Genomic DNA, 25,867 nt, shown 5'->3' with positions numbered 1-25,867 from the left:
AGGAGTTTTGTTATGAATAGATTCCTTGCCGTATTTATTCTTACCGTTACAACCGCCCTTTGTACTTGGTCACCAGTTGGACCTCAAGGGGGCCCGGTTTATTCCGGCACCATCAGTCAAACCGACCCCCCAGTAATCTACTTTGCGCCCTATGCGAGCTCCACGCGCCTTGTCAAGTCAACTGATGAAGGCAGAACCTGGGAGTTAACATCCGGTTCCCTGAGCGGTTATTGCATTGACATTCTTGTCCATCCCGAGAATCCAGACATCATCTATGCACCGGTGGGCTCCTATATCTATAAAAGTACCAATGGCGGTTCATCTTGGACAAGACTTTCAACCCCCACTAACAATTACTTTCGCAATATCGAGTTCAATCCTTTGAACTATGATGTAATCTATGCGGTTGGTTATAACTATTCGGGGAGTGTCTATCATACTGCGGTGGCGAGGTCGGATGATGCCGGTACCACCTGGAATCTCTTCATCTGCGACACATCTTCTACAACATCTTATGGCTATTCATTGGCGATTGATCCGATTGATACAGTGACAGTTTACGCCGGTGGTTATCGCAGCAGTGGTGCTACAATGGTTTATCGTTCAACCGACCGGGGTGAAACCTGGGAGGAGATTGGGCTGGGTGTTAATGGTTATTACCCTTATGCAATTTATATCAGCCCGATTGACCCTAACATCATCTTTGTCACCCCCTATTCCAGCGGCATCTATCGTTCCACCGACCGGGGCGCAACTTGGACAAGGACAGCAACAATTACTGGTATTTACCGAATGGCATCAGCCCAGGGGAACCCTGCGGTTATGTATGTGACAACCACCAGCACTGTTTATCGCAGTCAGGATACGGGCAAGACCTGGACAACAATCAGTAACGGACTATTAGGGACCCCTTATTTCTGCCTTCTCCCCAGCCCGACTGATACCGCTACCGTCTATCTCGGCACCAAGGCAGGGATGTTCGCTTCCAACGATTACGGCAACAATTGGATGCACATCACCACTAACTTTTCCTTTAACAAAATCAAGACCATCGCCCTTGCCAACGACGAGGGTACAATCTATGCCGAATGTCTTGACAATGCGGTCTTCAAGTCTACCGACAACGGCATCTCCTGGGAGAGATGTCCAGAGTTTCTTTCCTGCGGCAACATCTGCGCCCTTGCGGTCAACCCCTCTGACCCGCTGACTGTCTGGGCTTTGGAAGGTTCGGGTTGAGGCAACGCCGAGCTCTTCAGGAGCACAGACGGCGGGTCCGTCTGGACACAGATTGAGAGCTATTTGATTGATGGTGCCGACCTTGCCATCTCGCCCCATAACCCTGAACTGATATTTTCCTGCGGTTATGGCTCAATCAACAGCGCCTACAGGATTCAGACCTCCTATTCAACTGATAATGGCTCAACCTGGATTCGTGATACCCTGCCTGACTCAATTGCCCGCGCCAACACCATCCTGTTTGACCCGTTTGACTCCACCCGGATTTTAATCGGCGGCGATTCTGCCTATAATTACAAACTCCTCCTGTTGACAACCGACTTGGGCGCAACCTGGCAGCACATCGGCAACGGTTTGACGGGAATCATTTACCGTCTTGCCGCCTCGCAATTGACACCAGGACTCTTTTATGCTGGTACCAGTCAGGGTCTTTTTAAGTCAACCGATGGCGGTGAAAACTGGACGCGCACAGGGAGTTTTACCAATGTCAGATGTATCGCCCTTGACCAGACCAATGATGACATCATCTATGCCGGAACCGGTAATGGTATCTATCTCACAACCGATGGCGGTGAAAACTGGCAGCAGATTAACGAAGGGCTGACAAATACCGACATCCTTTGCTTAGGATTCCGCAGTGATGCACCGCGCACAGTTTTTGCGGGCACTAATGGCGCTGGCATCTTCGCCCAAACCCCACCCACCGGCGTCGTTGAGCCTGAAAAACACACCAGCTCCAGAGAGTTGGATATTGAAATCGGACCAAACCCCTGTCGCAGCATAGTTAACATTGTGATTAATGCCCCTAAAGCGCAATCAATTAGCGGCGGGATTTACGACCGTTCCGGGAGAATTATCCACGACCTGAAAAAGGCGATATTAGCTAACGGTCAGACATCGTATCAGGTGGACCTGTGGAATCTGCCGAGCGGAATTTACTTCCTGCGGCTGAAAATCGGCAAGGTGAATGCAATCAAAAGGTTTGTGAAGGTGAATTAAAAAGAGCCTAAGGACTGATAGGTTTTTTCCTACTTGACAAAATTTTAAATGGGGGTATTATTTTCTTGTGCAGTTAAATGCGGAATACGGGTCTGCCCTCAACGACTTCCTTGCCTATTTGAAAAAGGAGCGCAAATTTTCTCCTCATACGGTTCGCTCCTATAGGATTGACCTCTGCCAGTTTTTTGACTTCTGCTCTGACCGGCTAAAATCAAAGCCCCTGGTCGCTATTGAGCGCAAGGACATCAGGGATTTTATCGGCGCGGTGATGCGCTATGGGTACACCCGCAAAAGCACCGCCCGCAAACTTTCCAGCCTCAGGTCATTTTTTCGCTATCTCGTTGAGACCGGCACCTTGCCATCAAACCCGGTTTTGGGCATCAAGGGACCGAGTCTGGAGAAAAAACTCCCACCGCTCCTCACCCAGTTTCAGGTTGCCCAGGCATTAACACCACCTGACGACTCACCTGCCTCCCTCCGTGAAGCGGCAATCCTTGAAACCATCTACGGTTCGGGCTTGCGCGCCAGTGAACTGGTCGGGCTCAACCGCTCTGACATTGACTTTGAGCAGGAGACCATTCGTGTTCGGGGTAAGGGTGGGAAGGAGCGCATTTTGCCTTTGGGTAGAAAGGAGAAGGAGGCGCTGCAAAGATACCTTCCGATTCGTCCCGACCCTTCTGCTGAAGCGGTATTTCAGAACAAAGATGGCAAAAGGCTTACCAGCCGTTCGGTGCAGAAGATTGTTGCTAATGCCTTGAGCCGCATTGCCGGTGTTACCGCCACCAACCCCCATTCCCTGCGCCACGCCTTTGCCACCCACCTTTTGGAAAGGGGTGCGGATTTGCGCGCGGTTCAGGAACTTTTAGGTCATTCCTCGTTATCGTCAACCCAGATTTACACCCATCTGACCGTTGAGCGGCTGCGCAAGGTTTATGATAAGGCACATCCCCGCTCAGGTGCGCGCAACTAAACAATCCTGATTCGGTGCCGGGGCAAGCGCCTGCCTTTCCAAGCGGTTCTGCCAAAAACGGTCAAAAAAAGGGAATAAATGCCGATAGCGGCTGCCACGGTCATTGTCAAGGGATAGAGGAAAACCACTGTTTTCGGCAGCCGCGCCTTCAAGGCGGTAATAACCCAGATAAGAAGTGAGAGCATCACTGTTGCCGCCGCTGCGAGGAAATGAGCGTTTAACTGACCGTTGGCAATCAAGAGCGCGACGGTAACCAAAGGGTGATAGGTTATCAAAAGCATCCAGAACCAGACAAAGAGTGCGGGCAGAACCCGGTAATCAAATATGGCAAAGAAGTTCTTGCTGAAGCCGCTCACGGCTGAGAAAAACCCGTGATACATCCTGGTTGAAACCAGTTCGGTCAAGTCAATCAAAACCCAGTTCATCCTTGCCCCTTTTATCAGCCGGCTCAAAGCCAAATCCTCTGCCGCCTCGCTTCTGACCGCCCGATGACCGCCAATCCTTTCATAGGCGTTCCGGGAAAAGAGCAGAAACTTGCCATTTGCCGCCACAAACGCCTTTGAGCCCCGCCAGATTTGGGCAATTCCTATCGGTAATATTGCCATTATTGACCAGAAGAGAAAGGGCACGGTAATCTGCTCGCCAAAACTGGGCAGGAGATTTCTGACAACTGCGGTGAGCATATCCGCACCCCTCTCCTGCATCACCCCAACCGCGCGGCTGAGCGCCTCTTTCTCAAAAACCGTATCAGCATCGGTAAAGAGAAGAATTTCACCAAGCGCATTTTGCGCCAGTTGATAACACGCCCAGTTCTTGCCGGTCCATCCCTCCGGCACCTCTCTACCTGCAACCACCCGCAACCTTCTTGAACCGATGCCGGCAAGAATTTCCTTTGTTCTGTCTTCAGAACGGTCATCAAGAACCACCACCTCAAAATCGGGATAGTCCTGCCCAATCAGCGCCTTGACACAGGCGGCAATCGTTTTCTCCTCATTGCGCGCCGGCACCAGGATGGAAACCTTTGGTCTAAAATTGGGATTATTTCCCTTTTTCGGTCGGCGCAGCAGAAACCAGTTGCTCAAAGCAATCAAAAATTGCACCGCGACAAATATTAAAATCCGGTAGCTGTCAAAAAAGAAATTATCGGTGTTCATTAAAGACCGAGAGCGACACGGTGTTTAAAGAGGACAGTCATTGCGGTCAAAATCGCCGCCAGGGTGAACACCGGTGAATGATACCTCAGGATGACAAAGACCATCATCCCCAAAAGCGCTAACAGCACGCACACCCCATCCTGCCGGATGCGCAGAACAAAACGGCTGAACAGAAGGATTGCGCCCATCAGGACCGGCACCTGATAGAGCGTTATTCCTGACCAGACCCCGAATGTTACTGCCAGCGCCTTTCCGCCTCTGAATTTGAGCCAGGGTGAAAAGGCGTGCCCGAAAACCGGGGCAACAATCAGGGCGGTGAGCGCAATCCCGGAGATGTGCAGATACCAGTAGCCAAAAGCGACCGGGAGCGCGCCTTTAAGAAAATCAAATAAAAGCCCGAGCGTGCCGACAAAAGCTCCTGCCGCCTTAAAGGCATTAACCGCGCCGGGATTGCCATCACCAACCTTTCTGATGTCCTTGCCGCGCAAAAGCCCGAGCCAGAAGGAAAACATCAAAGAACCGCACAGAAAACCGACAAGGGGCATGACCACCGCAGGCAAAATCACACTAAGCCCCATCCCGGTTCAGGTCCAGTTGATAATCATCATAAACATCCTCTATCTCAAGCCGCTGGTGCCAAAACTCCTTAAAAACCTTGACACGCAACCCCATCCACATTGCAAAACGGCTTGGCAACCAGAAGCCCTGAACCGGTTTGTAATCAAGCACCATTCTTGCCTCCCTGACAACAAACGGCAACCTTGCCGGCACAAACTCCAGGCGCACAACATCATAACCTTTCAGAGATACATAGCCCTTACCGCGCAGATGGAGGTTGTCCGCCCTTTTCGGGAAAAATTTTATCACCCGGCAACTTTCACCTTGAATCTCAGCAACCCCGGAAACCTCGTATTCATACTCATCCCTGGTTGCGACCAGAAACGGCATCCTTGATTTGCGCGCAATTAGACCCTTTCTTTTAAGTTCCTGACAGACCTGCCTCATTTTTTCGCCATCAACCTCTCTGCCGTCAACGGTTGCGCTCAGAAAAACCTCGGTTTGCTCATCATAACCTGTCATTATCACCCGGCGGATACAGCCAAGCCTTTTAATTGTTCCCTTGAGAATGTCGGTCTCAATGTACTTGAACTCAGCCCGATAATTCACACCTGCGAGCCTGCGACCAATCTCAGCCTGGCGCACAAACACACTTTCAATCACCGCCCTGTCCGCAATGGAAAAAAGAAAAAACAGCAAAGCCCAGTTCATTGCCAAAGATTATCCTGCTGATGAAACCGATGTCAAAACCGACAAAAATGATAAAAACAATTCTCAAACCCAAACCCAAAACCGAAATGGTAGGGGTAGTGGTGGGGAGGACCTGCCCTGAAAACCATAAACCAAAAACTAAAAACTCACTAACCTTTTGCCAGTATGTGATTTAGCCGTGTTTGACACCAGAATTTAGGAATCTGTCTGTTAATCTTTCCAAGATTCTGGCTCTTAATGATAGGGAGACATTCGCGATTGGTCATTTCCCCTCCCCGTCATTCCGAACTTGTCGAGGAATCCCTATCCCGCTTCCCCTCTCCCTAAGGGAGAGGAGGGGTGAGGGTGTCATTTCGAGCCTGTCGAGAAATCCCTCTTGCCCTTTGCCTTTGGCAGTGCGCAAAGTGCGGGCTCTTAATGAGGGGAAGCAGTTTCTTTTATTCCCTTTTGCAAAGCTTGACAGAAGGGTTTTAAATGGTACAGTTAGATGCTGCTCAAGTTCAGCCAACTCGGGCAGCGAGGGCTGTTAGGTTAAAACAAAAGGAGGTCAAAATGACCCGCTACATCGTAGTGCTTTTGGCTACCCTGAGCTGGCTACTCTGGGCAGCAGATGATGCCGGTTGAGCAACCAAAGACCGGTGAACTTGCTGGCAGGATGCTTGATGATGACTTCCTTGCCGGCTGTATGCTGCAACTGGAACGCGAGGGAAAAGCACAAGGTCTTAATTTTCGCACCCCTGCTGGCAGAGCCCGCTATGAACAGATGAAAAACCCGCCCAAACCGGAACTGGAAAGGGAAAGATAAGAGGAAAAATTTAGACTGAAAAGGTCTTCATCAATAACCTTAATGTAATTAATCGTTGCGGGGGTGCCTGTGCCTTTTCTTTAATTCCGCTTCAAAGCCACGGTCAGAGGGGAAGTAGTATTTTCTGCCTTTGAGCGATTCGGGAAAATGCTCCTGTTCAACTTTGGCATCAGGGAAGTCGTGGGCATATTTATAGCCTTTGCCATAGCCTAAGTTTTCCATTAAAGGTGTCACCGGGTTGCGCAGATGGAGAGGAACCGGCTCGGTCAGGCTGTTTAAGGCATCCTGTTTTGCCAGGGTGTAGGCTTTGTAAACCGCATTGGATTTCGGAGCAAGGGCAAGGTAGATGACCGCCTGGGCAAGTGCGGTGTTGGCTTCGGGCATGCCGACAAAATGGACCGCATCCTTGGCAGCATTGGCAATCACGAGGGCGTTGGGGTTTGCCATACCGATGTCTTCAGAGGCAAAGCGGACCAGACGCCGGGCGATGTATAACGGGTCTTCACCCGCCTCCAGCATCCTCGCCAGCCAGTAGAGCGCCGCATCCGGGTCAGAGTCTCTTAAGGATTTGTGCAGAGCGGAAATGAGGTTGTAGTGCTCTTCGCCACCCTTGTCATAAAGGAGGAACTTGCGCTGGACAACATCCTGTGCCAGTTCCAGGGTAACCCTTCTTTTGCCGCTTTCGTCCGGTTCGGTTGAGATGACCGCCAGTTCCAGTGCGGTCAGGGCAACACGGGCATCTCCTTGGGCAATAATGGTGAAATAGTCCAAAACATCTCCTCCAACCTCAGGTTTGAGTTCTGCCAGACCATCTTTGGAATTAAGCGCCCGCTGCATAAGGAGTTTTAAATCCTCGGGCGAGAGTTGATTTAACACATAGACGCGGGTGCGGGAAAGGAGCGGGGCGATAACCTCAAATGAAGGGTTTTCAGTAGTGGCACCAATTAAAACCAAGAGACCGGATTCAACATAGGGAAGGAGCGCATCCTGCTGCGCCTTGTTGAAGCGGTGAATCTCGTCAACAAAGAGGATGGTCCGTCTCTTAAACAGGGTGTTCTCCTTTGCCCTTTTCACCGCATTGCGGATGTCGGCAACACCGGCGGTGACAGCAGAAATGGAAATGAAGTCAGCCTGGGTGTGCCGGGCGATTGTCAAGGCAAGGGTGGTTTTGCCCGAACCAGGCGGGCCCCAGAATATCATTGAGTGCAGTTCCCCACGCTCGAGCATCTTGCGAAAGGGCCTGTCTTTGGACAAAAGGTGCCCCTGCCCCACGATTTCATCAAGGCTTTGTGGCCGCATCCGGTCGGCTAATGGGGCAAGCGGCTGTTCTGGCATCAAATAATTATAAGCCGTTTTTAAAATGTGTAAAGGTAAAGGTTAGACGATTCGAAGGGCAAGAAATAGAAAGTAGAGACCGGTGAGAATGGCAAGGATGCGGGCAGCGATGCGGATAAGGGAAAAGCGGGTGAGAAAGCCGGCAAGGAGGAGAGGTAAAAGGTAAAGCGAGGTGGCGAGAAAGAAGAAAAGAAAGAAAAGAATGCCGTTAATGATGCCGGCGATGTCAATGACGCGGGTAATTGCCAAGAGAAAGGGCGGGCAGGGGCTGATACCGGCAAGAAAGCCTAAAGGAAACAGGAACCAGATTGAGTTGATAGCGGGCTGGATAAAGCGGCAGGGTGCAAGACGGGCAAGGGGGTTGATTTCAGTAATGCCATAGATGATGAGTAAGAGGGCAAGGAGGATGTAAAGCAGGGGTAATAGCCGGATGCGCAGGAAAAGGGAGTGGGTAAGGGTGGCACCAAGGCTGCCGGCGATGATGCCAATCAGGAGATAGGCACAAAGGCGACCAGAAAGAAATGTGATGAGCCGAACGGCAGAGGTGCGCACCCCTGAGGTTTTTGTGCCGAACAGTATAGGCAGGGCAACCGGCAGGCAGAAACCGAGACAGAAGCTACCAGCAGAAAAGCCGAGCGCAAGCGCCTGCAGGATTATCCTTGCGCTCATCGCAGCGGGCGGGTAAGGTGGGGGTCAATTTTGACCTGCGCCCTTTTTACGCCCGGGGTGTTAACAACGGTGTCAAGGACCGCCTGTGCCAGCTCTTTGGTATAGGGGCAGTAGGGCGTTGTCAGACCGAGGACAACGCGCACCTGCGCGGATGTGTCAACAGCAAGGGTCTCAACCAGCCCAAGTTCAACAATGCTTAGGTTTAGGTCCGGGTCGATGACGGTGGTGAGCCGGAAAAGGATGTCAGCCGAATCCGGTAAGGAAGGGTAGGGGAAAAACCTGCCCGGCGCCTCAAGGGTAATTGGTTTAAATGAGCGCCTGCCGGTCCGCAACCAGTGCGGCAAGATGGTTAAAGCCGCCCCAGCAATAATGAGAATGACAAGCAAAATGGTTCGCAGCACCCGGCTCTCCTTTTCTGGCATTTAACAATTTTAGTAAGGCAATGGTCAAAATGCAAATTAAACCCTAAAGAGGAGGGGCGTTTTTTCTCAAAATTAACGCAAAAAATTCGGGTGAGTGGGGAACAGTCTGCTAAGTAACATAATGACAGGTGTTTAGCAATTTGATCTTCTCTGACCTTTTGCTCAAGGGGTAGGTCCCCTCCACCATCCCGGAGTTGATTGGGGATGGGGTGACGGATTGAAGAACCGTTCTGGGCTCGCTTGGGAAATGGGGTTAGATTTTAAACCCCGGCAAAATGCCCCCAACAAATACAAAGGCGTTCGCTGAAATGGTGTTGCCACCGTTCTCGGGCATTGGGGCAAAAGATTTGGCAATAGTTTCCGTCAGTATTAACTTGACAGGAGGCGGTTGTATGGGTTAACTTATTAAGGTGAACGTTTTCATTATCATTTTCCACCTCTTTGCCTTTGACCCGAATGCGGGCACAGCCGGGTTTGATTTTCTGCGCATCATCCCTACGGCACGGGAGGCAGGGCTTGCCGGCGCTTCCAGCGCGAACGCCGAGGGCGCATTCTCCTTTTACTACAGCCCGATCAACCTCCTGAAAAACCGGTCGTCAGCCGCACAGTTCAGTTATGTCAACTATCCGGCAGGAATCCATGCCGGTGCGGTTGGCTATTCCCAGCCGGTCAATTTTGACATCGGTGTTGGTGTCGGTGTCTACTACCTCAACTCGGGCACAATGAAGCGAACCAATGAGCAGGGTGATGAACTGGGCTATTTCGGCGCCTCGTTTGCCGACCTAAACATCGCCGGGGCTATGCGGGTTGGTCAAGGGGTATTGCTCGGCGCCGGTCTTGCCGGTCTTTACGGTGGTATTGACTCCTTCTACTCGCTCGGGCTTGCGCTCAACCTCGGTGTCGGTTATGAGCTGCCGCTGCAAAACATCCGGCTCGGTCTTCACGCCCACAACCTCGGTCTGCAAATCAAGCCCTTTGGTGACAGCCGGGACCCGATGCCGATTGAGTTCGGGCTTGGTGCTGCCTGGGAGCCGGTGCCGGCGTTCAACCTCAACCTCGGTATCAACAAGCCGCTTGACAACCGCTTTAACATCCGCCTCGGTGCTGAGGGCTGGCTCAATCAGTACCTGGTGCTGCGCGGGGGTTACAACTCGCTTGGTATTGACTGGTGGGAAGGCAGCGGCGGTGACATCTTTGCCGGCTTTACCCTTGGTCTGGGTGTGCGCTACCAGCGCTATCAGATTGACTACTCCTTTGTGCCGATGGGGCGGCTGGGGCTCTCCCACCGGCTCAGCCTTGGTTTGAGCCTGTAAAAAGGGCTGATGAAACGGCAGTTTGTCAAGGACCTGAAGGCGGGCGCTTTGGTCAACGATGTCTTTTACTGCAGCCGCCGCGACCTAAAGGACCGCCGCGACGGGGGGCAGTTCCTCACCTTTGAAATCCGCGACCGCACCGGGGCAATGCCCGCGATAATGTGGGACAAAATTGAGGACGGGCTCAACTACATCGGCGACGGCTCCTTCTGCCATATTCAGGGCAAGGTTAGTGACTATCAGGGCAGACTCCAGATTACGGTGAATGCGGTTTTCCCGGTTGAGCCGGTGCAGATTTCCCGCAGCGATTTTATTCCCGTCTCCACCTTCAACCGCACCGAACTTTTGAACGAACTCCTTGGCTATATTCGCGGGATTAAAAACCCCTACCTGCGGGCGTTGCTTGACTCCTTTTTTGCTGACCCGAATTTCTCTGAACAGTTTGCCCTTGCCCCGGCAGCGGTCCGGGTTCACCACGCCTGGCTCGGCGGGCTTTTGGAGCATACGGTGATGATGTGCCGCCAGGCATTTAAACTCCCTGAGATTTATCCGGAGATTGACCCGGACTTACTGCTCACCGGTGTCATCCTCCACGACATCGGCAAGGTGCGGGAATACACCTGCGAACAGGCGCTTGACCACACCGACGAAGGCAAACTCATCGGTCACATTGTCCTTGGCTATCAGATGGTTGCCGAAAAGATTGCGAGGATTGATGGCTTTCCGCAAGACCTGGCAAAGATGGTTCTCCACATCATCCTTGCCCATCACGGCGAGCATGAGTTCGGCGCGCCCAAGATCCCGAAGTTTCCCGAAGCCTTTTTGGTCTTTTCCCTTGACTACCTTGACTCCCGCCTGGCGATATTCCGCGAGGCGATGGCAAAAAACAAAGGTGTCCGTTGGACCGAGTTCAACGACTACCTTGACACCGACATCTTCATCCAGAATCAGGGCGATAACCACCCGTGCCAGTAAGGCACCAGCCTGATTTTAACACCTTTGCCCAAGCCTGTCAGGTTCTCGGTGTCAATCTGACCCCGGCAATTTACCAATCTCTCCAGCAATACGCCTGTCTCATTGAAGAGTGGAATAAAAAAATCAACCTTGTCTCCCGCAAGGACATCGACCGCATCCTCACCTATCACATCATCGACTCACTTGCTGCGTGCCGGTTCATTCCTCATGGAGCCCGTTGTGCTGATATCGGCTCGGGCGCCGGTCTTCCTGGCATCCCGCTCGCCATTGTCCGTCCGGATATCAATATGACCTTGATTGAATCCATTAAAAAGAAGTGCCGGTTCCTCGAAGCGGCGGTGAGCGAACTCGGCTTGAAAAACACTGAGCTTATTGCCGGACGCGCGGAAGCGCTATCACCGCTTGGGTGCGATATCCTTTTGAGCCGGCTGACCTCTGCACTTGACCGCACTCTTCGCTACTGTCGTTTCCATCTCAAACCCGGTGGTCTGCTCATCCTTTACAAGTCTTTAAACTGGGAAGCGGAGCTGAAATCAGCGGCAAAAATCATTGACAGATTCAACCTGCGCTGGCTCAGAACCGAGTCAATCAGCCTGCCATTCACTGAAATCACCCGCCATTTTGTCATAATAACAACATAAAAAGAGAAGGCCTCCACCCCAAGGCCTTCCACTTTTGTGATACATTATAGCGGATGTAACACATTTAAAGCGTGCCCGGGTCGTGCAAAACTCGTAGAAAGGAGGTGATCCAGCCGCACGTTCCCGTACGGCTACCTTGTTACGACTTCGCCCCAGTCACCAGCCCTACCTTGGGCCCTCGATAAGAGGGACTTCAGGTATTGCCGGCTCCCATGGCGTGACGGGCGGTGTGTACAAGACCCGGGAACGTATTCACCGCAGCATGCTGATCTGCGATTACTAGCGATTCCATCTTCATGTAGGCGAGTTGCAGCCTACAATCCGAACCATGGCCGCTTTTATGGGATTGGCTCCGCCTCGCGACGTCGCAACCCATTGTAACGGCCACTGTAGGACGTGTGTAGCCCTGGGCATAAAGGCCATGCTGACTTGACGTCATCCCCACCTTCCTCCTCCTTGACGGAGGCAGTCCCCTTAGAGTGCACCCTTGCGGGTTAGCAACTAAGGGCAGGGGTTGCGCTCGTTGTGGGACTTAACCATACACCTCACGGCACGAGCTGACGACAGCCATGCAGCACCTGTGCCGGCTCCCGAGAAAATCCCGGGTCGCTTCCCTTTCGGGTCGCTACCACCGGCATGTCAAACCCAGGTAAGGTTCTTCGCGTAGCATCGAATTAAACCACATCCTCCACCGCTTGTGCGGGTCCCCGTCAATTCCTTTGAGTTTCAACCTTGCGGCCGTAGTCCCCAGGCGGCACACTTAACGCGTTAGCTACGGCACGGGCCAGTTGACCCACGCCCAGTGTGCATCGTTTACGGCTAGGACTACCAGGGTATCTAATCCTGTTTGCTCCCCTAGCTTTCGTGTTTCAGCGTCAGGTGCATTCCAGGAGCCTGCCTTCGCCATCGGCGTTCCTTCCGATATCCACGCATTTTACCGCTACACCGGAAGTTCCGGCTCCCTCTCCTGCCCTCAAGGCTGGTAGTTTCGACAGCAGTTCCTCCGTTGAGCGGAGGGCTTTCACCATCGACACGCCAGCCCGCCTACACACCCTTTACGCCCAGTGAATCCGGACAGCGCTTGCCCCCTACGTATTACCGCGGCTGCTGGCACGTAGTTAGCCGGGGCTTCCTCTGGGAGTACCGTCACCCCGATATAATCGGGGCATCGTTCCCCCTGACAGGAGTTTACATCCCGAAGGACTTCATCCTCCACGCGGTGTCGCTGGGTCAGGCTTTCGCCCATTGCCCAAATTTCTAGACTGCTGCCTCCCGTAGGAGTGGGGACCGTGTCTCAGTTCCCCTGTGGCTGGTCACGCTCTCACGCCAGCTACCCGTCTTAGCCATGGTGGGCTTTTACCCCGCCATCAAGCTGATAGGCCAAGGGCCCGTCCCAAGGCGGCACCTTGCGGCACCTTTACTACCCGAATGATGCCATCCAGGCAGACTATGGAGAATTAGCCCGTCTTTCGACAGGTTATGCTCCTCCTTGGGGTTGGTTACCCTTGTATTACTCACCCGTTTGCCGCTAAGCGCAATACGGTATTGCTACCACATTGCGCTCCGCTCGACTTGCATGTCTAAGACACACCGCCAGCGCTAGTCCTGAGCCAGGATCAAACCCTCCAAGCGAAAAGCTTAGAAGGAAATGACTTGGCACAACCCGAGCACGCTTTGGGTTACATCCGAATTATCAAAGAGCACTATCTCTGTAACTATATATTACAAAAAGAGAACACCCTTGTCAATTATCTTCTTTAATGAATTTGTAAATATATAAGTTATTGAAATAATCAAACTTAAAAAAATGTGCTAAAACAATTTGGCACATGTGGCTTTAGGGGGTCGTTACCCTTTTTTATCATCGCTTCCCTTCCTGGTTCCCTCCGAACTTTTTTCGCCGGTTGGTGCGGGCTTTTGCTTGTAATCGGTGATGTAGAATCCCGAGCCTTTGAAGATGAGCCCCGCGCCACCGGAGATGAGCCGCTCCACCGAACCCCTTGACTTACACTTCGGGCAGTCCTTGACAGGTTTGGCGGTAATGGACTGAAAAAGGCTGAATCTGTGTCCGCATCTTCGACAGTGGTATTCGTAGGTTGGCATTTTTATCTTGTCCCCCGATTAAAATCCGGGAGCGCCCGCAAAGGGCGCTCCCAGGTCGTTGCGCAATTAGTATTCACCGCCGTAACCGCCCGGGGTTGGTGGTGTCTTCTCCTTTTCTGGGAGTTCGGTGATCGCGCATTCGGTGGTAATCATCAGACCGGCAACGCTTGCCGCATTCTGCAGCGCCACCCGCGTCACCTTGGTCGGGTCGATGATGCCCATATCAAACATCTTGCCGTATTCAAGCGTCTCGCAGTTGAAGCCGAAATCGTCCTTACCCTCTTTGACGCGGTTGAAGACGATGGAGCCGTCAACCCCGGCGTTCTCCGCCAGTTGCCGAATCGGCTCCTCCAGCGCCCGCTTGACGATGTTGACACCAATCTGCTCGTCGCCCTCCAGTTTCAGTTTCTCCAGCGCGGGTATGCACCGCACCAGGGCGACACCACCGCCAGGAACAACACCCTCCTCCACCGCAGCCCTGGTGGCATGGAGCGCATCCTCAACCAGCGCCTTCTTCGCCTTCATCTCCACCTCGGTGGCGGCGCCCACATTGATAACCGCAACACCGCCGGCAAGTTTTGCCAGGCGCTCCTGCAGTTTCTCGCGGTCGTAGTCGGACTTGGTCTCCTCAATCTGCTTGCGAATCTGCTCGATGCGCGCCTGAATGTCAGCCTTCTTGCCCGCACCCTCAACAATCGTCGTGTTCTCCTTGTCAATCACCACCCGCTTGGCAATGCCGAGGTCGGAAATCTGGACATTCTCCAGTTTGATTCCCAAATCCTCGGAGATGAGCCGTCCGCCGGTGAGAATCGCAATATCCTCCATCATCGCCCTTCTGCGGTCGCCATAGCCCGGCGCCTTGACCGCACAGCAGCGGAGGGTGCCCTTGATGTGGTTGACCACCAGCCCGGCAAGCGCCTCGCCCTCAACCTCTTCGGCAATCACGAGGATGGGCTTGCCCCTTTGCGCCACCTTCTCGAGGATGGGCAAGAGGTCCCTCATTGAGGAGATCTTTTTCTCATACAAGAGGACAAAGGCATCCTCAAGGATTGCCTCCATCTTCTGGTTCTGGGGCGAGGTTGTGCCCGGCTCAAGGGCAAAGTAGGGCGAGAGGTAGCCGCGGTCGAACTGCATACCTTCAACCACCTCCAGGGTGGTTTCAACCGCCTTTGCCTCCTCAACGGTGATGACGCCCTCCTTGCCCACCTTCTCCATCGCATCGGCAATCAGTTTGCCAATCTCCTTGTCGTTGTTGGCGGAGATGGTGGCAACCTGCTCAATCTCATCCCTGCCCGCGGTCTTCTTGGAGATGCGCTTGAGCTCGGCAACCGCCGCCTCTACCGCCTTGTCAATGCCCCGCTTCAGCGCCATCGAGTTGGCACCGGCGGTGACATTCTTCAGACCTTCGCGGTAGATTGCCTCGGCGAGGATGGTGGCGGTGGTGGTGCCGTCGCCGGCAACATCCGAGGTCTTGGACGCCACCTCCTTAATCATCTGGGCGCCCATATTCTCAAACTTGTCCTCAAGTTCAATCTCCTTGGCAACGGTCACGCCATCCTTGGTCACGGTGGGCGCACCCCACTTCTTGTCAATTAAGACATTGTGCCCGCGCGGACCAAGGGTGACCTTGACCGCGTGTGCCAGCTGCTCGGCACCCCGCAGGATTGCCCTTCGTGCCTCTTCCTCAAATCTTAACTGTTTTGCTGCCATTTTCACTCCTCCTTTTTATTTTTCCTTCTCAATAATCGCCAGGACATCGTCCTCGCGCATAATCAGATACTCCTCATCGCCAATCCGAATCTCATTGCCGGAATACTTGCCGAACAGGATGTAGTCGCCCTTCTTCACCTCCATCGGAATCCGGTTACCCTTCTCGTCAATCCGACCAGGACCAACCGCAATCACCTTTCCCTGTTGCGGCTTTTCCTTGGCGGTGTCGGGAATGATAATCCCGCCCTTTTTCACCTCTTCCTCAACTCTTTCAACCAGGATTCTATCCTGTAAAGGTTTAATCTTCATCGCTCCTCCTTTTTAGAACTCTGCCAGTTTTTAATAACTTTTATAATCGCAAAGTCCTCACATTCCCATCCCTACCCCCTCCTGTTATTAGACAACCGGATTTTAAAAAAGGTTTCAGAAGTGGGCGATACCTGAATTGAACAGGTGACCTCCTCCTTGTAAGGGAGGCGCTCTCGCCAACTGAGCTAATCGCCCTTCCTTAAGATTATACCGGGAAAAACACCGGGTGTCAAACTATCACCGTGAGGGTGGGGAGGACCTGCCCTTGAAAATTTTTTAAATCAGGGTTAAGTTCCTAACTATTTGATAAAAATTATCTTATATAAAATTTCCCAAAATTTATGAAATTCCTGCGTTAATTTTTGTTGTTTTCTGGCTCTTAATGGATAGAGGAAAGAAAGGAGATTTTTATGGAAGCAAATGATAGCGCAGTGAAAAGGTATGCAAAAAAGGCGGGCAAGTCCCTGCCTAAGGATTTGCAAAGGGTATTGAAGCCTTTGATGATAGCCCATTATGCCGATGCCCGACGCTACCAGCAAATTGTTGATAATGCGACACTTACAGTTATTAACTCAATGAACATCAACCCATTATACCGGCTTCACTACCTCAACTTCGGCAGGCAGGTCTGGGCAAAATTCCGCAGGTTTGGCGCCAAGACCCTTAACAACGAACTTGACCGGGTGCGGTCCTTTTGGCAGGAAAAGGGGCTTGAGCCTGAGGTTTTGCTGGCAATTCAGCAAAGGGTGCTCTCCGCGCTCAGAGCCGGTTGATTTTGAGTTATGCCTGAATATGATAAACCGGTGAGAGAAAAAAGACCCGACCCGGACAAGGAGCTCATCGCCCTGCTCAAATCCGGGGCACCGGGCGCATTTGAAACCTTTTTTGACCGCTACTGGCGCCTGGTAATGAAACTATGCCTTGCCCATCTTGACGACACCTCTGAAGCCGAGGATGCGGCAATTGAGACCTTTACTGATGCCGCCAAAGGGATTAAAAACTTTCGCGGTGAGGCAAAACTTTCCTCCTGGCTTTTAAGGCTCTGTTTGAACAGAATCTCAAAACACCACCGCCGACATTCCTGTGAACCCAAGACCGTTCCGATTGAGGGGATAAACCCGGATGCGGTTCAGAGTGAGAGCCTGGAAAAGGAAAAGGAGCCGGAAAGGGAAATCAAGCAACTCTTTGCTGACCTGAAACGCCTGCCCAAAAAGGAGCGCAGGGCGCTCATCTTGCGCTACATTATGGAGATGGATTTGCCCGAGGTTGCCGATGTGTTAAAGATTTCAGTTCCGGCAGCAGGGATGAGGATTAATCGGGCGAAAAACCGGCTGCGAAGATTAAAGGAAAGGAGGCAGAATGAGGGAAAGTGAACTTGACCTTATCCTTGCCAAGGCAAGGGAGCATATTGGACAAAAGGTTGAAGCAATAGACAAGGAAAAACTTTTTGTTAGGGTGAAGGCAAGGCTGCAGGAGCCCGCGCAAAAAAGGCTCATTTTGCGCCTGAAAAGGTTTGAAGAAAACCCAAAGGCATTGCGCCTTACTGACCGCAAAGACCTTTTACTCCTCCTCCTTTATGCCCCGGGCAGAACCCAAAGATACGCTGAACCGCTCCTGGGGATGACGAGAATCACCAAACTCCTCTTTATCGCCTTAAAGGAACTCAATCTCGGAAAACTCATCAGAAAACCATACCAATTTGCCCCATACAAACTTGGACCGTTCTCACCAGAACTTTACGACGATTTGGAGATTCTTATGCAGGCAAAACTCCTGCGCTGCTATGAGATTGACCCGGCAGGGATGCCGGTGGTCAAGACCGATGCCGAGACGATAAAACTCCTGACCGCGCTCAACTCTGGAGTCAAAACCGCGGAAAGGCTTGATGCCGGGCAACTGCTCTTTGAACTCACACCCAGAGGCAGGCGCTTTGCCCGCGCCCTTTTTCAGATTGCCAGCCGTAAAAAGAAAAACCTTGCGGCGGGGCTGAAAATCATCAAAGCCCAGTTCGGCTCACTCCCCTTAACCCAACTCCTCCGCTATGTCTATCGCCGCTACCCGGAATACACCACCAAATCGGAAATTATTGACAGAATCATTGGCAAAACTCATCAGAGTGATTAAAGCAGAATAACCTTTTGTTCCCGTTCGTCAAATCTGAATTTGCACCAATCCGAATTTCGGGCTATAATATATTGTGAAGCCTATCATACCCGATTACATTACCCGGCTTTTCTGGGATGTTAAAAAGGACCGGGTGGATATTAATCATCACGCCCGCTATATCATCCGCCGGGTCCTGGATTTTGGCGATGAGCAGGCGGTCAAATGGCTGCGTCAAACCTATCCGGATGCGCTGATAAAAGATGTGGTTATGGCTCAAAAGGGGCTGTCAAGAAAAACCCGGGCATTCTGGATGCACTATTATCAATTGAAGAGTGTTTGAAAACTGCCTTGCTGAGCCCGCTCTCAAGTTGATTGACATTTTCAACGATGAGTTGACCCGGTTGAACTTTTACCTTGCCAGTGGCGGCGGTCTGGCATTGCAGCTCGGACACCGCCGGTCAGAAGACTTAGATTTCTTCACGCCGGAAAAGTTCCTGCCTGGTGAACTTGCCCATTATCTGGGGGAAAAATTCCATTACCGGGAGAACCATATCAGCGCCGGCACGCTTTACTGCGAAATAAACGCCATCAAGGTTTCATTTATTCATTATCCGGTGCCACTCACCCTGCCGTTACTGAAATTAAAAAAGATTTCGGTTGCCGACTGGCGAGACATTATGGCAGAGAAATTCAAGACCTTATCCCAGCGTGGCAGCCGCAAGGATTTCTATGACATCTACGCCTGTTTTGTAATTAAACAGCTAACCATTGAGCAGGGAGTCGGGTTTTTAAAGAACCGCTTTGCCGGCACTGACATCAACTACTATCACATTCTAAAAAGCCTGGTTTACTTTGAGGATGCGGACAAAGAACCGGAAATAGCCACGCTACTACCGTTTAACTGGAATGAGGTTAAAGGTTTCTTTATCAAAAATATCCCAGAGTTTGAAAAATATCTCCTGACCTGAACCGGTAATTGGGCAAACGGTCAGGAAATGGGCAATAATATTTGTTTATTTGTCTTCACTCGGCCTTGTTTTCTGATTACCAATAGGGTGTTTTCATCCAGCCAGTTGATTTTATTCAGGTCTGGAAAACGACGCCGGATGTTCTCCTTGAATTGGACCAATCCCCGTTTGAACTCATCCCGGGTGTAAAGACAGAAGGTGGAGTAGTGGCGTCTTTTTGCCTGGGTTAGCAGCCAGTCAAGCGAAGCGGTGCGGTAATAGGAGAAATATTGAATTGACTCCATCCTCAGCCCCGGTGTTTGTCTGATTAGTGTCTTTATTTTGTTGAGGCTGAATAAGCGGGTTTCCTTTTGGTAAAAATAAGGGAAATACCTGCCCCAGATGTTAGTTCGGTTCTGGCTTCGCAGCCGGGTGTAGATAAACAGATAGCCGTTGGGTTTGAGAGTTCGGGAGGACTCGCTGAAAAACAAGGATGCCGGAAGATGATGGATGGCATTGAAGGTAAAAATGCAGTCAAGGGTATTGTCAGCAAGCGGAATTTTGCCAATGACTCTCCTCAGCGGCTGAAAATTTTTCATCCCGTTTTTCTTTAAGTAGTCCTCCAACTCCCTTAACATTGCCGAACTGGCGTCAATGCAGTAAAGAAACAGTCGCTTGCCGCAGTGTTGCAACAGTTTCAGGGTATAGCGTCCGGCACCGCAGCCAACATCGGCACCAACCATCTTTTTTCTTCGGCGAAGTTTCTTTTTAATAAAAACAATCGGCTCTAAATCGGTTGTTCTTACCTGGCGGTAGACCGGGGCGATTCTCGCAAAATGGTGAGATACTTTTATCATCGTCTTCAGCTGCCTTTATCCCAATAATTACCGCTACCGCTGCGTTAAATAATTATCAGCGACCCGGATGGATTGTCAAGAAAAAATGCCAAGGCAAGCCAAAATGTTTGACAGCAGCCAAGATTTTTCTATAAATAAAGTATGAAGGTTTTAGTCCCGATTTCACAGGCAAACCGGCTGATAAACTCCGGCAATGTCATTTTGGTATCCTCTGCCTATAAGGATAAAAATAGCATCATCACCATCGCCTGGCACTGCCCGGTCTCAATCAAACCACCAGCGCTTGCCATTGCGGTGGGCAAGACCCGCTTTTCTGCAGAACTGATTACCCGCTCCGGCGAGTTTATTGTCAATATTCCGGACTGGAAGCTTTTGGAGGCGATGCTCTACTGCGGGACCCATTCGGGCCGGGATGTTGACAAGTTCAAGGAGGCAAAACTGACCGCGGAAAAGGCGGTAAAACTGTTAAAGGCGCCCAAGATCAAGGAGTGTATCGGTGCGATTGAGTGCGCCGTGATTGATAAAACCGAGATTGGCGACCATATCCTTTTCTTTGGGGAGGTTGTTTATGCCGAGGCAGAAGAGGGGCTTTTCCATAACGGTGTCTGGGATACCGAAACGGCAGGACTGATTTACCATCTTGGTGGCAGTTGGTTTATGAAATCCTGTCCGGCAAAAGAGGTAAAATAAACCCCAGCCAACTTATATTAACGGGTGTCGGCAGACGCTACCAGATAATCCTTGCCCAGTCCTTCTCCCGCAGGCTTTCGGCAGCAGCGTCGGCAATCGCCAGTTTTTCGTGCTCAAGCAGGTCGTCGGAGACGATGTTTTCAAGGTTTGCCGGGTCTCGAAAGGGCGCACCCGGAAAGATGTCGCGCAGATAGGCAAGGAGCTTCTCAAAATTGCCCACCAGGAGCCCTTTGGGGCGATTCCGCAGGGCATCAATCACCACCAGTTCCAGACAGAAGGATGGGAAACGCAACTCCCGCACGGTCCGCCAGATTTTCAGCGCCTTGATCTCATTAGCCCAGCCCGAGTTACGGACGAGTTCGGTATGGGTGGTGAAATTGGTGCGGGTGGTGCGATTGCGGGCGGTTTCAAAGATGTAGTGATTGTTGCTCACACCCCACTCCTGCTTTGCCGGGATCAGGTCAACCGCCAGACCCTTGTATCTCACCCCCACCGAGATATTTTGGCGCACGGGCTCAAACCCCTGTTTCTTCAGCCAGCCGAATAAGTGTTCGTAGATTTTTGGCATCTCAAAGGGTGTTCGCGGACCTAATGAGATTAGAAGGTCAAGGTCTGTCCCACCTTTTATCCTTGTACCCTTGGCATAGGAGCCGGTTGGTTCAATGGTGATAAGGTAGTGGCCAGCCCATTTTTTTAGTAGCGCCTGCAGTTCGGTGATTGCGGTCTTAGCCTGGGCTTCCCCTTCCACGGAATACTCATACTTTTTTAACACAAACCTCATATAGAGGTCAGGTGTCATTATTGCCTCCTGAAACTTTTAACAACACCATTCACCGATGCCCTAAATATAATTTTATTCAGCCCAAAGTTGTTTACTTATCTTAATATACCGTTTTTTCTGATAAAGTCAAGTATGAACAAGGGGTCAGGAGACCTTTACCGGGCGGAGGATGATGATAGGGGTAAGTTCATCACCCTGACCTGCGGGGTTGTCGCGCATCGCCTCCTCAACCAGCGCAATATCCAGCCCCTCAGAGGCGCCAACAACCGTGCAGCCGAAGATGTCATTGGCATCAACAACCGCCACCGGACAGCCAAGCGCAACTGCCAGTTCCTGGGCAACGCCATCCGGGTCCTTCGGACCCAATATCACACACTCATAAAACTCCTTTACCCCTGATGTGTGCGCGGCATCAATCATCGCCGCCTGTTTGCCCGCAACCCGGTAAAAGTCGCCGCTTCTGCCCCTGATTTTGCCCCAGAACCCGGCAATCGCGGCACGCAGAATCCTTGGCAAGCCGACCTCGTCAATCGCGCACTGCATTGACCAGGGCGAGCGCAGACCGATGCCGTAGGGCACCTTTTTCACAAACCGCCAGAGGATGTTTGCCCAGAATCCGGGCTTGATTTCGCTTATTGGAATCGCCCTTCCCTGAACTGCGGCAACCGGGCTTTCGGCAATTGTTAGAATATCACCCGGCTTTAAAAGTGAGCCGGCATACCGCTTGACCTCACCAATCAGGTCATCACCCTTGTTCAAGATATGGGTTTTGACCCAGATGCGTTCAATCTGACCTTTTTGGGTTTCAATTATTCTCGGCTTGGGTTTTGGCATAGGTTGAATTTAGCAATTAGGCAAATGAAATCAACACCCTTTTGACTATTGCCCTTGCCGTTTTTATACTCGCTCGTGGCACCAAGAAAAAGTTCCCAGCCAACTACCGAGGCTTCCCGTTCCGGTTTTACCAGAAGGGTCGGTCTTTTTACCCTTGGAACCCTGATTTCCCGGCTCTTGGGGGTGGTGCGCGAGTCGGTATTTGCCTATCTGTTTGGTGCGGGGCTGGCAACCGATGCCTTTAATGTTGCCTTCCGCATCCCCAACTTCTTCCGTGACCTTTTTGCCGAGAGTGCGCTTTCTGCCGCATTTGTGCCCACATTTGTCACCAGCATCCGTGAGGGCGATGAGAAGAAGACCTGGCGCTTTGCCGCCAATATGTTCAATACGATTCTTCTCATCATCAGCATCCTTGTCCTATTAGGCATCATCTTTGCCCCTTTTATTGTCAGGGTTGTTGCCTGGGGTTTCCGTCCTGACCCGGAAAAACTAACGCTGACCATCACCCTGACAAGGATTATGTTTCCCTTTCTGCTCTTTGTTGGCCTTGCCGCCTGGGCGATGGGAATCCTTAATGCCTGTGGCAGTTTCTTTATTCCCGCGCTCGCGCCCGCGGTTTTCAACATCCTTTCCGCAGTTTTTCCGCTTGCCACCTATGCCCTTTTCACCGCTCAGGGCTATCACCCGATTTTGGGTATGGCTTATGGTGTCACCTTGGGCGCATTGTTTCAGTTCCTTGTTCAGATGCCCCGTTTGCACTCCTTTGGTTTCCGCTACGCCCCTGTCCTTGATTTCAAAGACCCGCATCTGCACCAGGTCTTTTTTCGCTGGTTGCCGATGGTCTTCGGGCTTGCCACCTGGCAGGTGAACTTTTTAGTCAACACCTTTCTTCTGACATTTCTGCCGGTTGGTTCGGTAACCTATGTGAGTTATGCCTATCGGATTCAACATTTGCCTGCCGGGCTTTTTGGGGTGGCGATTGGCACGGTTGCGCTTGCCCAGTTTGCCCATACCGCTAATGAAAGGATTGACCAGGAGCAGTTCGCCCATGGTCTGAATCTGGTCTCGGTCCTCACTTTGCCGGCAGCGGTTCTCCTGCTGGTTCTGTCGGTGCCGGTGGTGAGGCTAATCTACCAGCACGGGCGCTTTACCTCCATTGACACCCATTTGACCGCTCAGGCGCTTGCCCTTTATGCCCTTGGTGTCTGGCCCGCAGCGGCAACAAGAAACTGCGCTGCCGGGTTTTATGCCCTTGGCAACACGAAGACACCGGCACTGATTGCGCTCGTTGTTGTCAGCCTCAACATCCTCATCAACCTCACCCTGATGCGTTTTATCGGCTTTCGCTCATTTCCCCTTGCCGCCTCCTTCACCCAACTCTTAAACTTTTCCTTGCTCTTTTTGCTCCTTTACCGTCGTCAGCCCGATATTTATAACCGCCGGCTCGTTTCGGTATTCCTCCGCACCCTGATTGCCGCGCTCCTCTCCGGTCTTGTTGCCCTCCTCATCAGTTATCTCTTTGAGCGTCTTATCGCGCCTGAAGGTCTCATCATTCAAATCCTTGAGATTTTCCTTGCCGGTGGTGCGGGTCTTGTGTGTTATTATCTCTTTGCCCGAATATTAAAAGTTGAGGAGATAAAGGATGCAGTCAGCAGCCTCTTTAGCCGCAGCAACAACACCGGAAAGACCTGAGCGGGACCGGGCGATTGACACCTTCCGTGGTGTTTTGCTTGCCCTGATGGTCATCGCCAATTACTTTGGTCAGGTCCAGACCGCACCATTTTGGCTTCATCATGCCCAGCCCTTAAAAGGGATAACAGTTGTTGACCTCGGCTTCCCCTTTTTTCTTTTCATCCTTGGTCTGGTCTTGCCCGGCTCATTAAAGCGCCGGCTTGAGCAAAAGGGCACCCTAAAAACCACCCTTCACTTTCTCAAACGCTATCTCCTTCTGATTCTCTTCGGCATCGCCGGCAATCTCCTCCTCGGGCAACCGGTTTTCACGAACTGGTCGGTTCTCCAGTCAATCGGTCTTGCCGGGCTAATCTCACTTCCCTTTTCATTCCTTCCCCCTGTATCCCGGCTCATTTGTGGCATTTTTCTTTTCGGGCTTCATCAGGCGCATCTCTATTTTGGCTACGAAAACTGGCTTTTAGCCAATGAGGAGGGCGGTCTCGCCGGCATCTTTGGCGGTTTTGCCTGGGCTGGTGTCATCCTTGTTGCCAGTTTTGTTGGTGCCGGTCACAAATCTTTTTCCCGCGCCCTTTTTACCGGAATCCTTCTTTCCCTTACCGGGGTTTTATTATCAATCTCGGTTCCAGTTGCCAAGCCCCTTGCCACCATTTCCTATACCCTTTTTACCACCGGTCTTGCCAGCCTTGGCTTGACACTCTTTCTTTTCCTTGACCGCTTTTTGCGCATCCGGCTCAACCATTTTGCCATCCTTGGTGTCAATCCGCTTTTTGTCTATATGCTCTCAGGTATTCTGGGCACCATCTTTGCCCAAATCCTGCCCGCACCCCAGCCTTTAGTGATGATTGCCCTTGCCGGCACCATCTACTCTTTAACCTTTCTTTGTGCCCTTTTTCTCTACAAAAGAAATTGGTTGCTAAAACTGTAATTTCCTGCTAAAATATATTTAGATATGCCGATAAGGTATTACAGCACAAAAAGGGTTCAGGCACCAATTTTGATTGCCTGTTGGCCCGGGATGGGTCATGTCGGGATTCTTGCTGCCAGTTACCTGCGCGTGAAACTGAAGGGTGAGCCTTATGCCGAGATTGATGCCACTCCCTATTTTTTGCCGGATGCGATTGAGGTTGAAAACGGCATCGGCAGGATCCCCTTGCCCCCAAGGCAGCAGGTGTTCTATGTGAGTGAGCCCCCCCTTTTGGTGTTTGAGGGTGAGGCGCAGATTTCCGGCGAGCCCGGGATGAAAATCGCCAGCGAACTCTTGGACATCGCCCAGGAGTCGGGTGTTGGCACTGTCTTTACCGGTGCTGCCTTTGCCCTGCCGATGAGTTATCGCCAGGCGCCCAAGGTTTATGGTGTTGCCACCGACGAGATTCTCCGCCAGCGCTTTATCAGCCTTGGGATTGAGCCGCTTTCTGAGGGCAGAATCTCCGGACTCAACGGGCTCCTCTTGGGTCTTGCCAAATCCCGCTCAATCCCGGCTGCCAGTTTCCTCGCAACGATGCCCCAGTATGCGATTGAGGCGCCCAACCCCAAGGCGTCCAAGGCGGTGATTGAGGTCTTCTGCAAAATCCTCAACACCAGCGTGGATATGACCGACCTTGACGAGCGGATAAAGGAGGCGGACCGGATGATGGGTGAGTTTGAGAGGCGGGTTGCGGCGGCGCTGGAGGCGTTGCGTCAGCAGGCAGAGTCCCGGCTTGAGCAGGAGCCGGGCGAGCAGCCTGAAACCGGGGAGGCGCCCGAGCCCCATGAACTGATGGCTCATATTGAAAGGCTCTTTGAGGAGGCGCAAAGGGACATATCCAAGGCAAAGGAACTCAAAGAAGAGCTTGACCGGTGGGGTCTTTTCAAACTCTACGAGGACAGATTTTTAGACCTATTTGACAAAAGACGCAAAAAGGATTAAGACCAAAAAGAGCCTTGATCAAACCTCACCGACAGCAACGACAGGGGTAGTGGTGGGGAGGACCTGCCCTGAAAACCATAAACCAAAAACTAAAAACTCATTAACCTTTAGCCAGTATGTGATTTAGCCGTGTTTGACACCAGA

Annotated in this window: 29 protein-coding genes, 1 tRNA gene and 1 rRNA gene; 17 read left to right on the top strand and 14 right to left on the bottom strand. The window is 51.8% G+C overall.

Annotated features, from left to right (window positions below):
* Nucleotides 1–12 precede the first annotated feature (12 nt).
* The 3 genes from ABIK47_00540 to xerC all read left to right on the top strand — a co-directional run bounded on the left by ABIK47_00540 (nt 13) and on the right by xerC (nt 3,205).
* The gene (locus ABIK47_00540; GenBank protein MEO0019116.1) at nt 13–1,236 is read left to right on the top strand and encodes a hypothetical protein; all 1,224 of its coding nucleotides are present in this window, start codon (nt 13–15) and stop codon (nt 1,234–1,236) included.
* A gap of 63 nt (nt 1,237–1,299) precedes the next feature.
* Complete coding sequence (locus ABIK47_00535) at nt 1,300–2,235, top strand: T9SS type A sorting domain-containing protein (protein MEO0019115.1); 936 nt, start codon at nt 1,300–1,302, stop codon at nt 2,233–2,235.
* Nucleotides 2,236–2,302: 67 nt separating this feature from the next.
* Nucleotides 2,303–3,205 (top strand): tyrosine recombinase XerC, encoded by a 903-nt coding sequence (gene xerC, locus ABIK47_00530; GenBank protein MEO0019114.1) that lies wholly within the window; start codon nt 2,303–2,305, stop codon nt 3,203–3,205.
* Here xerC and ABIK47_00525 read toward each other — a convergent pair.
* The 3 genes from ABIK47_00525 to ABIK47_00515 are packed head-to-tail and all read right to left on the bottom strand — an operon-like array spanning nt 3,202 to nt 5,628.
* On the bottom strand, nt 3,202–4,305 hold the full coding sequence (locus ABIK47_00525) for a glycosyltransferase (GenBank protein ID MEO0019113.1): 1,104 nt from the start codon (nt 4,303–4,305) through the stop codon (nt 3,202–3,204). The two genes, xerC and ABIK47_00525, sit on opposite strands and share 4 nt — an antisense overlap.
* A gap of 53 nt (nt 4,306–4,358) precedes the next feature.
* The gene (locus ABIK47_00520; GenBank protein ID MEO0019112.1) at nt 4,359–4,910 is read right to left on the bottom strand and encodes a glycerol-3-phosphate acyltransferase; all 552 of its coding nucleotides are present in this window, start codon (nt 4,908–4,910) and stop codon (nt 4,359–4,361) included.
* Between the two features lie 16 nt (nt 4,911–4,926).
* Nucleotides 4,927–5,628, bottom strand: a complete 702-nt coding sequence (locus tag ABIK47_00515; GenBank protein ID MEO0019111.1) for a hypothetical protein — start codon at nt 5,626–5,628, stop codon at nt 4,927–4,929.
* Nucleotides 5,629–6,102: 474 nt separating this feature from the next.
* Between ABIK47_00515 and ABIK47_00510 the strand changes: the two genes are divergently transcribed.
* The gene (locus ABIK47_00510) at nt 6,103–6,252 is read left to right on the top strand and encodes a hypothetical protein (GenBank protein ID MEO0019110.1); all 150 of its coding nucleotides are present in this window, start codon (nt 6,103–6,105) and stop codon (nt 6,250–6,252) included.
* The gene (locus ABIK47_00505) at nt 6,239–6,433 is read left to right on the top strand and encodes a hypothetical protein (protein MEO0019109.1); all 195 of its coding nucleotides are present in this window, start codon (nt 6,239–6,241) and stop codon (nt 6,431–6,433) included. Before ABIK47_00510 ends, ABIK47_00505 begins: the two co-directional genes overlap by 14 nt.
* Before the next feature lie 48 nt (nt 6,434–6,481).
* Here ABIK47_00505 and ABIK47_00500 read toward each other — a convergent pair whose 3' ends face one another.
* From ABIK47_00500 to ABIK47_00490, 3 genes are read right to left on the bottom strand one after another with little or no spacing between them, the layout of a single operon-like run.
* Nucleotides 6,482–7,768, bottom strand: a complete 1,287-nt coding sequence (locus ABIK47_00500; protein MEO0019108.1) for a replication-associated recombination protein A — start codon at nt 7,766–7,768, stop codon at nt 6,482–6,484.
* 42 nt (nt 7,769–7,810) lie between these two features.
* Entirely contained in the window at nt 7,811–8,437 is a 627-nt protein-coding gene (locus ABIK47_00495; GenBank protein ID MEO0019107.1) for a sulfite exporter TauE/SafE family protein, read from the bottom strand.
* Nucleotides 8,434–8,859, bottom strand: a complete 426-nt coding sequence (locus tag ABIK47_00490; GenBank protein MEO0019106.1) for an iron-sulfur cluster assembly protein — start codon at nt 8,857–8,859, stop codon at nt 8,434–8,436. The genes ABIK47_00495 and ABIK47_00490 overlap by 4 nt, the downstream gene beginning before the upstream one ends.
* A 410-nt stretch (nt 8,860–9,269) precedes the next feature.
* On the opposite strand from ABIK47_00490, the gene ABIK47_00485 reads away from it, so the two are divergent.
* The 3 genes from ABIK47_00485 to rsmG are packed head-to-tail and all read left to right on the top strand — an operon-like array spanning nt 9,270 to nt 11,788.
* A complete protein-coding gene (locus tag ABIK47_00485; protein ID MEO0019105.1) occupies nt 9,270–10,172 on the top strand; it encodes a PorV/PorQ family protein in 903 nt (300 codons plus the stop codon).
* Nucleotides 10,173–10,181: 9 nt separating this feature from the next.
* Nucleotides 10,182–11,147, top strand: coding sequence for an HD domain-containing protein (locus ABIK47_00480; GenBank protein ID MEO0019104.1), 966 nt, complete (start codon nt 10,182–10,184; stop codon nt 11,145–11,147).
* The gene (gene rsmG, locus ABIK47_00475) at nt 11,138–11,788 is read left to right on the top strand and encodes a 16S rRNA (guanine(527)-N(7))-methyltransferase RsmG (protein MEO0019103.1); all 651 of its coding nucleotides are present in this window, start codon (nt 11,138–11,140) and stop codon (nt 11,786–11,788) included. The genes ABIK47_00480 and rsmG overlap by 10 nt, the downstream gene beginning before the upstream one ends.
* 97 nt (nt 11,789–11,885) lie before the next feature.
* On the opposite strand, the gene ABIK47_00470 is transcribed toward rsmG, so the two are convergent.
* The 5 genes from ABIK47_00470 to ABIK47_00450 form a co-directional block, all read right to left on the bottom strand.
* Nucleotides 11,886–13,420, bottom strand: a 16S ribosomal RNA gene (locus ABIK47_00470).
* Nucleotides 13,421–13,636: 216 nt separating this feature from the next.
* Nucleotides 13,637–13,891, bottom strand: coding sequence for a zinc ribbon domain-containing protein (locus ABIK47_00465; GenBank protein MEO0019102.1), 255 nt, complete (start codon nt 13,889–13,891; stop codon nt 13,637–13,639).
* A gap of 66 nt (nt 13,892–13,957) precedes the next feature.
* Nucleotides 13,958–15,601: a chaperonin GroEL gene (gene groL / locus ABIK47_00460; GenBank protein MEO0019101.1), complete on the bottom strand. Its 1,644-nt coding sequence runs from the start codon at nt 15,599–15,601 to the stop codon at nt 13,958–13,960.
* Between the two features lie 15 nt (nt 15,602–15,616).
* Nucleotides 15,617–15,910 (bottom strand): co-chaperone GroES, encoded by a 294-nt coding sequence (groES, locus tag ABIK47_00455; protein MEO0019100.1) that lies wholly within the window; start codon nt 15,908–15,910, stop codon nt 15,617–15,619.
* A 121-nt stretch (nt 15,911–16,031) separates the two neighbouring features.
* Nucleotides 16,032–16,105 (bottom strand) — tRNA-Val (locus ABIK47_00450).
* Nucleotides 16,106–16,320: 215 nt separating this feature from the next.
* Here ABIK47_00450 and ABIK47_00445 point away from each other — a divergent pair.
* The 5 genes from ABIK47_00445 to ABIK47_00425 all read left to right on the top strand — a co-directional run bounded on the left by ABIK47_00445 (nt 16,321) and on the right by ABIK47_00425 (nt 18,984).
* On the top strand, nt 16,321–16,683 hold the full coding sequence (locus ABIK47_00445) for a hypothetical protein (protein ID MEO0019099.1): 363 nt from the start codon (nt 16,321–16,323) through the stop codon (nt 16,681–16,683).
* Between the two features lie 30 nt (nt 16,684–16,713).
* Entirely contained in the window at nt 16,714–17,283 is a 570-nt protein-coding gene (locus tag ABIK47_00440) for a sigma-70 family RNA polymerase sigma factor (GenBank protein ID MEO0019098.1), read from the top strand.
* On the top strand, nt 17,270–18,034 hold the full coding sequence (locus tag ABIK47_00435; GenBank protein ID MEO0019097.1) for a hypothetical protein: 765 nt from the start codon (nt 17,270–17,272) through the stop codon (nt 18,032–18,034). The genes ABIK47_00440 and ABIK47_00435 overlap by 14 nt, the downstream gene beginning before the upstream one ends.
* 73 nt (nt 18,035–18,107) lie before the next feature.
* A complete protein-coding gene (locus ABIK47_00430; GenBank protein ID MEO0019096.1) occupies nt 18,108–18,356 on the top strand; it encodes a hypothetical protein in 249 nt (82 codons plus the stop codon).
* On the top strand, nt 18,349–18,984 hold the full coding sequence (locus tag ABIK47_00425; GenBank protein ID MEO0019095.1) for a hypothetical protein: 636 nt from the start codon (nt 18,349–18,351) through the stop codon (nt 18,982–18,984). Before ABIK47_00430 ends, ABIK47_00425 begins: the two co-directional genes overlap by 8 nt.
* Before the next feature lie 20 nt (nt 18,985–19,004).
* Here the strand turns inward: ABIK47_00425 and ABIK47_00420 are convergent, their stop codons facing one another.
* Nucleotides 19,005–19,820, bottom strand: a complete 816-nt coding sequence (locus ABIK47_00420) for a class I SAM-dependent methyltransferase (protein ID MEO0019094.1) — start codon at nt 19,818–19,820, stop codon at nt 19,005–19,007.
* A 141-nt stretch (nt 19,821–19,961) separates the two neighbouring features.
* Between ABIK47_00420 and ABIK47_00415 the strand changes: the two genes are divergently transcribed.
* On the top strand, nt 19,962–20,510 hold the full coding sequence (locus ABIK47_00415) for a flavin reductase family protein (GenBank protein MEO0019093.1): 549 nt from the start codon (nt 19,962–19,964) through the stop codon (nt 20,508–20,510).
* A 37-nt stretch (nt 20,511–20,547) separates the two neighbouring features.
* Here the strand turns inward: ABIK47_00415 and ABIK47_00410 are convergent, their stop codons facing one another.
* Both ABIK47_00410 and ABIK47_00405 read right to left on the bottom strand, forming a co-directional pair.
* Nucleotides 20,548–21,309 (bottom strand): hypothetical protein, encoded by a 762-nt coding sequence (locus ABIK47_00410; GenBank protein ID MEO0019092.1) that lies wholly within the window; start codon nt 21,307–21,309, stop codon nt 20,548–20,550.
* Nucleotides 21,310–21,435: 126 nt separating this feature from the next.
* Nucleotides 21,436–22,125 (bottom strand): coenzyme F420-0:L-glutamate ligase, encoded by a 690-nt coding sequence (locus tag ABIK47_00405; protein MEO0019091.1) that lies wholly within the window; start codon nt 22,123–22,125, stop codon nt 21,436–21,438.
* Nucleotides 22,126–22,200: 75 nt separating this feature from the next.
* Between ABIK47_00405 and murJ the strand changes: the two genes are divergently transcribed.
* Genes murJ through ABIK47_00390 form a run of 3 tightly spaced genes read left to right on the top strand, consistent with a single transcriptional unit; the run spans nt 22,201 to nt 25,723 of the window.
* Entirely contained in the window at nt 22,201–23,817 is a 1,617-nt protein-coding gene (gene murJ / locus ABIK47_00400) for a murein biosynthesis integral membrane protein MurJ (protein MEO0019090.1), read from the top strand.
* Nucleotides 23,768–24,742, top strand: a complete 975-nt coding sequence (locus ABIK47_00395) for a DUF5009 domain-containing protein (protein MEO0019089.1) — start codon at nt 23,768–23,770, stop codon at nt 24,740–24,742. The genes murJ and ABIK47_00395 overlap by 50 nt, the downstream gene beginning before the upstream one ends.
* Nucleotides 24,743–24,766: 24 nt before the next feature.
* Nucleotides 24,767–25,723 carry a PAC2 family protein gene (locus ABIK47_00390; protein ID MEO0019088.1) on the top strand — a complete coding sequence of 319 codons (957 nt, stop codon included), beginning with the start codon at nt 24,767–24,769 and terminating at the stop codon, nt 25,721–25,723.
* Nucleotides 25,724–25,867 lie beyond the last annotated feature (144 nt).

It is taken from the genome of candidate division WOR-3 bacterium (assembly GCA_039801245.1).
Lineage (GTDB): Bacteria > Hydrothermota > Tepidihabitantia > Tepidihabitantales > Tepidihabitantaceae > JAOABP01.
The sequence above is the reverse complement of the archived record's forward strand: the minus strand, read 5'-3'. Positions and strand labels throughout refer to the sequence as shown.

What these genes read in the sequence shown, in the direction of transcription:
- ABIK47_00540 (MEO0019116.1), top strand. Translation starts at nt 13, where the DNA reads ATGAATAGATTCCTTGCCGTATTTATTCTTACCGTTACAACCGCCCTT.
- ABIK47_00515 (MEO0019111.1), bottom strand. Translation starts at nt 5,628, where the DNA reads ATGAACTGGGCTTTGCTGTTTTTTCTTTTTTCCATTGCGGACAGGGCG.
- ABIK47_00510 (MEO0019110.1), top strand. Translation starts at nt 6,103, where the DNA reads ATGGTACAGTTAGATGCTGCTCAAGTTCAGCCAACTCGGGCAGCGAGG.
- ABIK47_00505 (MEO0019109.1), top strand. Translation starts at nt 6,239, where the DNA reads ATGATGCCGGTTGAGCAACCAAAGACCGGTGAACTTGCTGGCAGGATG.
- ABIK47_00500 (MEO0019108.1), bottom strand. Translation starts at nt 7,768, where the DNA reads ATGCCAGAACAGCCGCTTGCCCCATTAGCCGACCGGATGCGGCCACAA.
- ABIK47_00495 (MEO0019107.1), bottom strand. Translation starts at nt 8,437, where the DNA reads ATGAGCGCAAGGATAATCCTGCAGGCGCTTGCGCTCGGCTTTTCTGCT.
- ABIK47_00490 (MEO0019106.1), bottom strand. Translation starts at nt 8,859, where the DNA reads ATGCCAGAAAAGGAGAGCCGGGTGCTGCGAACCATTTTGCTTGTCATT.
- ABIK47_00480 (MEO0019104.1), top strand. Translation starts at nt 10,182, where the DNA reads ATGAAACGGCAGTTTGTCAAGGACCTGAAGGCGGGCGCTTTGGTCAAC.
- ABIK47_00465 (MEO0019102.1), bottom strand. Translation starts at nt 13,891, where the DNA reads ATGCCAACCTACGAATACCACTGTCGAAGATGCGGACACAGATTCAGC.
- groL (MEO0019101.1), bottom strand. Translation starts at nt 15,601, where the DNA reads ATGGCAGCAAAACAGTTAAGATTTGAGGAAGAGGCACGAAGGGCAATC.
- groES (MEO0019100.1), bottom strand. Translation starts at nt 15,910, where the DNA reads ATGAAGATTAAACCTTTACAGGATAGAATCCTGGTTGAAAGAGTTGAG.
- ABIK47_00445 (MEO0019099.1), top strand. Translation starts at nt 16,321, where the DNA reads ATGGAAGCAAATGATAGCGCAGTGAAAAGGTATGCAAAAAAGGCGGGC.
- ABIK47_00435 (MEO0019097.1), top strand. Translation starts at nt 17,270, where the DNA reads ATGAGGGAAAGTGAACTTGACCTTATCCTTGCCAAGGCAAGGGAGCAT.
- ABIK47_00420 (MEO0019094.1), bottom strand. Translation starts at nt 19,820, where the DNA reads ATGATAAAAGTATCTCACCATTTTGCGAGAATCGCCCCGGTCTACCGC.
- ABIK47_00415 (MEO0019093.1), top strand. Translation starts at nt 19,962, where the DNA reads ATGAAGGTTTTAGTCCCGATTTCACAGGCAAACCGGCTGATAAACTCC.
- ABIK47_00410 (MEO0019092.1), bottom strand. Translation starts at nt 21,309, where the DNA reads ATGACACCTGACCTCTATATGAGGTTTGTGTTAAAAAAGTATGAGTAT.
- ABIK47_00405 (MEO0019091.1), bottom strand. Translation starts at nt 22,125, where the DNA reads ATGCCAAAACCCAAGCCGAGAATAATTGAAACCCAAAAAGGTCAGATT.
- ABIK47_00395 (MEO0019089.1), top strand. Translation starts at nt 23,768, where the DNA reads ATGCAGTCAGCAGCCTCTTTAGCCGCAGCAACAACACCGGAAAGACCT.
- ABIK47_00390 (MEO0019088.1), top strand. Translation starts at nt 24,767, where the DNA reads ATGCCGATAAGGTATTACAGCACAAAAAGGGTTCAGGCACCAATTTTG.